Source organism: Kribbia dieselivorans NBRC 106261, assembly GCF_001552435.1.
Taxonomy (GTDB): Bacteria; Actinomycetota; Actinomycetes; order Actinomycetales; family Dermatophilaceae; genus Kribbia; species Kribbia dieselivorans.
Genome location: NZ_BCRE01000186.1, coordinates 1 through 4,070, shown reverse-complemented (window position 1 = coordinate 4,070; position 4,070 = coordinate 1). Strand labels below are relative to the sequence as shown.

Below are 4,070 nucleotides of genomic sequence, written 5' to 3'. Positions count from 1 at the left end.
GCTTCGGGCACGGTCGGGTCGAGCCGGAGGGTCGTGCCGGGCACGGGCCGTCCGACGGCGTCGGGGTGGTCGGCCACGTCGGCCGGGTCGAGCACGGCGATCCGGGCGGTGGCCTCGGTCTGGCCGTACATGACCGCCAGGTCCCAGCCGAACTCCGCTCCGGTCGCGGCCAATCGGCGCACCCGCTCGGGCGCGAGCCGACCGCCGGCCTGGGCGATCAGGCGCAGCGACGGGTGTTCGCGCCCGAGCACACCCGTGGACTCCATGAGCTCGACCATGTGCGGCACGACCGCGAGCGTGGTCACCCGCTGCACGTCGACCACGCGCCACCACTGCGGATCCAGCACGGAGCCGTCGTGCAGCACCACCGACGCCCCGGCGGTGAGGTGCGAATGGATCACCGACAGGCCGAAGCAGTAGGTCAGCGGCAGGCTGGTGATGGCCCGATCGGCGGGCGTCAACCGCAGCGCCTGCCCGATCGCGACGGCGTTGCTGCGCACGTTGTCATGCGACAGGCGCACGAGTTTCGGCGATCCGGTGCTGCCCGAGGTGCTCAGCAACAGTGCCAGATCGGGGTGCAGCAGGTGCCGCGCGTGCCGCGAGGTGACGTCGAACGACGCTCCGGCGTGGATCGAGGCGGTGACGTCGGGCCGATACGTCTCGAGGATGGCCTGCGAGCGCGGGTCGTCGCCAGTCACGAGCGCGACGTGCCCCGCGGCGAGGGTGGCGAGGTAGGCGAGCACGCCGTCGACCGTCGCGGTGAGCGGCAGATGGACCAGTCGGCGGCCGTCGGCGGCATCGGGGAGCTCGGCGGCGAGGCCGGCGACGCGGGTGTGCAGGTCGGCGTGGCTGAGGGTCTGCCCGTCCGCAGACATGAGCGCGGGCGCCGACGGCGGCACTGCGAACGGCGGGGCGAACGGCGCTCCGCTCTTCTGCGGCCGCGCCAGGGGGACAACACTCACGCAGGGCAGGTTAGCCTTACCTTTCTTGGGCGGACAAGTTGCGTTCCGCCGACTCGAACCGATCGGGAGGCAGGTCACATGCTGCAGGTCTGGTGGTCCTCGTTGACCGCAGCCGACCGCGGCGTGCTCGATCTGCTCAGCGCCACCGAGCGCGCCCGGGTCGATTCGCTGGAGCGCGCGGCCGATCGTGGGCGGTCGATGGTCGGAGCGGCGTTGGTGCGCGTGGCCGTGGGAGCGCACCTGGGCGTTGACCCGGCGTCGGTGATCGTGGACCGGACGTGCCGCGAGTGTGGGCGACCGCACGGCGCTCCGCGCATCGTCGGGTCGGGCCGGGGGGCGTCGGGGAAGGTGATGCCCCTGGTGTCCGTGTCGCACTCCGGAGTGCTCGTCGTCGTGGCGCTGAGCGACGGGCCGGTCGGGGTGGACGTCCAACGCGTGGCTGATCTCGACGATCCGGCGCAGGCCGAGGCGTGGGTGCGCCGGGAGGCCGCGCTGAAGTTCCACGCCGTGGCAGCGCTGGATGACGTCGAGGAACCGGTGGTGCGGACCCTCGAGCCACCCCACCCCGGTTACGCGACGGCGCTGGCCACCTCGGGAGGGACGCCGGACCAGCACGAGCCCCTCATGACAGCATGGAACGGTGACTTCTGAGCGCATCGTCTCCGTCGCCGACCTCTCGACCGGTCAAGCCACCGATCTCTACGACCGGGTGTTCCGGCCGGCCTTCCGGCCTGACGAGTTGCTCGATCGCAATGCGTTCCTCTCTGCCTACACCGGGGCGCAGGCGCAGCATTCCGGCGTTCTGGTGCGCCAGGGTACGCCGATCGCCGCCTACCTCACGGACTCGTACGTGGATGGACGGGTCGTCCTGCTGACCTACTTGGCCGTGGCACCGTCCGCGCGCGGTTCGGGGGCCGGAGCGACCCTGGCGGCTCATCTGCGCACGTTGCTCGGCACCGGCGGATTGGGTGCGTTGACGTTGGCCGAGGTCGACGATCCGCGGGTGTGGCCCGGGGATGAGGGTACGGGTGACGCCGTGGCGCGCCTGCGGTTCTACGCCCGGCTCGGGGCTCGTGTGCTGCCACTGCGCTACTTCCAGCCTGCATTGCGCTCCGACAGCGATCGGGTGCACGGGATGTTCCTGATCCGACTCGATGCCGGCGTGGGGACGGCGAAGGATCTCGTTCGTGAGTTCCTCGTCGAGAACGTCACGGCCAACGAGGGGCCGGCCGCTGTGCAGGACCCCGAGGCCACCGCGCTGCTCCGGGAGGTGGATGCCCTGACCCCCGACGACATCCTGCCCCTCTCCCAGTGGCGACGCCTGCCGTCCTCGGTCTAGCGGCTCGCCTTTCCAGACCTCGGTTTCGACGCTGACGAACCGCGGAAGATCACCGTCGGCACGCCGAGCCCGAGCACGAAGCCGAAGTCGTACCAGGCGCCGGTGTTGTGCACGGCGTAGATCGCCACGTGGTCGTTGAACAGCGAAACGATGAACGTCACCGGGACGATGATCCCGTGCCACAGACCGAGCCAGAAGCCGGCCAGGGTCGGATCGCCCGGGGTCGGGGCCGCGCCGGCCTGCGCGGCGCACCCGGCCATGATGAGGACGCTCAGCCCCAGTGCTGCGGCGAGGCCGAATCTGGTCCAGGTTCGTGTGGTTCCCATGGGTTTCCCCCTTGATCGCGGCAGGGCGTGTCGCCGTGCTACTCACTCCAGTCTGGTGGCTGCGCGCGCTCGTGTCAGCGCGATCGGCGCGGTGTCTGGCAGGTCACGGTGCGCGGGTGCGGTATCCTGAGTTCACGCGTCCGTCCTGTTCTGCCTCGGACGTGCCTCTTAACTTGTCGATGCCAATGCGCCGCGACCACTCGGATTCGCGCCGGGCAGAACCGACTGCATCCTTAGTCCTTGGAGACTGACGCTTGTCCATGTCCTTCGGCACGCTCGGCGTGCCCACCGTTCTCACCGATGTTCTCGCGCAGCGAGGCATCACCGTGCCCACCCCCATCCAGGCCGCGACGCTGCCGGACTCCCTGGCCGGCCGCGACGTGCTCGGCCGCGGCCGCACCGGCTCGGGCAAGACCTACGCCTTCTCGCTGCCGCTCGTCGCCCGATTGGCGGAGCAGCGTCGGCGCCCGCGCTCCCGCCGCCCCCGGGCACTTGTGCTCGCCCCGACGCGTGAGCTGGCGACCCAGATCGACGCGACCCTCGCGCCGCTGGCCGCCGCCGTCGGCATGCGCACCAAGACCGTGTTCGGCGGGGTCGGCCAGGGCCCGCAGGTCAGCGCCCTCAAGGCCGGCGTTGACATCCTCGTCGCCTGCCCTGGGCGGCTGGAGGATCTCATCGGCCAGGGGCATTGCGATCTCGGCGACATCGAGGTCACCGTGCTCGACGAGGCCGACCACATGGCCGACCTCGGGTTCCTGCCGGTCGTGCGCCGCCTGCTCGACCGCACCCCGACCGACAGCCAGCGGCTGCTGTTCTCCGCCACGCTCGACGCGGCCGTCGACTCGCTCGTGCGCCGGTACCTGCACCAGCCGGTCACCCACGAGGCCGACTCGGTCGAGGCGCCGGTGACCCAGATGGAGCACCGTGTGCTTCGGGTCGAAGAGGGCGGTCACGTGGCGACGTTGGTCGGCCTGCTCGCCGAGAGTGACCGCACCGTCGTGTTCACCCGCACCAAGAGCCGGGCGAAGCGGTTGGCGAAGCAGTTGAACGCCGCTGGCGTCAGCGCTGTCGAACTGCATGGCAACCTGTCGCAGAATGCCCGCACCCGCTCGATGGACGCGTTCCACTCCGGCACCGCCAAGGCGCTCGTCGCCACCGACATCGCGGCGCGCGGGATCCACGTGGACGATGTCGACCTGGTGATCCACGCCGACCCGCCGGTCGAGCACAAGGCGTACCTGCACCGCTCGGGTCGCACCGCGCGTGCGGGTCAGAGCGGCACCGTGGTCACGTTGATGACCGATGACCAGCGCCGCGATGTGCAGATGTTGCTGCGCAAGGCCGGTATCACGGCCGAGGTGCCCGGTGGATCGGGTGGCGGCGGTTCGACCGCGCCGCGCCAGGCGGCCGGTGGGCGCAGCGGCGCCCCGCGTCAGCGTTCGG

General features: G+C 71.0%; 5 protein-coding genes. 3 read left to right on the top strand and 2 right to left on the bottom strand.

Annotation, left to right across the window (positions count from 1 at the left end):
• A partial coding sequence (locus KD1_RS13735; RefSeq protein ID WP_157073360.1) for an AMP-binding protein occupies window positions 1-962 on the bottom strand: 962 nt, incomplete at its 3' end.
• 78 nt (window positions 963-1,040) lie between these two features.
• On the opposite strand from KD1_RS13735, the gene KD1_RS13730 reads away from it, so the two are divergent.
• The gene (locus KD1_RS13730; protein WP_068402838.1) at window positions 1,041-1,613 is read left to right on the top strand and encodes a 4'-phosphopantetheinyl transferase family protein; all 573 of its coding nucleotides are present in this window, start codon (window positions 1,041-1,043) and stop codon (window positions 1,611-1,613) included.
• Window positions 1,603-2,301, top strand: a complete 699-nt coding sequence (locus KD1_RS13725; protein ID WP_068402836.1) for a GNAT family N-acetyltransferase — start codon at window positions 1,603-1,605, stop codon at window positions 2,299-2,301. Before KD1_RS13730 ends, KD1_RS13725 begins: the two co-directional genes overlap by 11 nt.
• Here KD1_RS13725 and KD1_RS13720 read toward each other — a convergent pair.
• Window positions 2,298-2,627, bottom strand: a complete 330-nt coding sequence (locus KD1_RS13720; protein WP_068402832.1) for a hypothetical protein — start codon at window positions 2,625-2,627, stop codon at window positions 2,298-2,300. The genes KD1_RS13725 and KD1_RS13720 overlap by 4 nt on opposite strands.
• A gap of 260 nt (window positions 2,628-2,887) precedes the next feature.
• On the opposite strand from KD1_RS13720, the gene KD1_RS13715 reads away from it, so the two are divergent.
• On the top strand, window positions 2,888-4,070 hold a 1,183-nt coding region (locus KD1_RS13715; RefSeq protein WP_157073361.1), incomplete at its 3' end, for a DEAD/DEAH box helicase.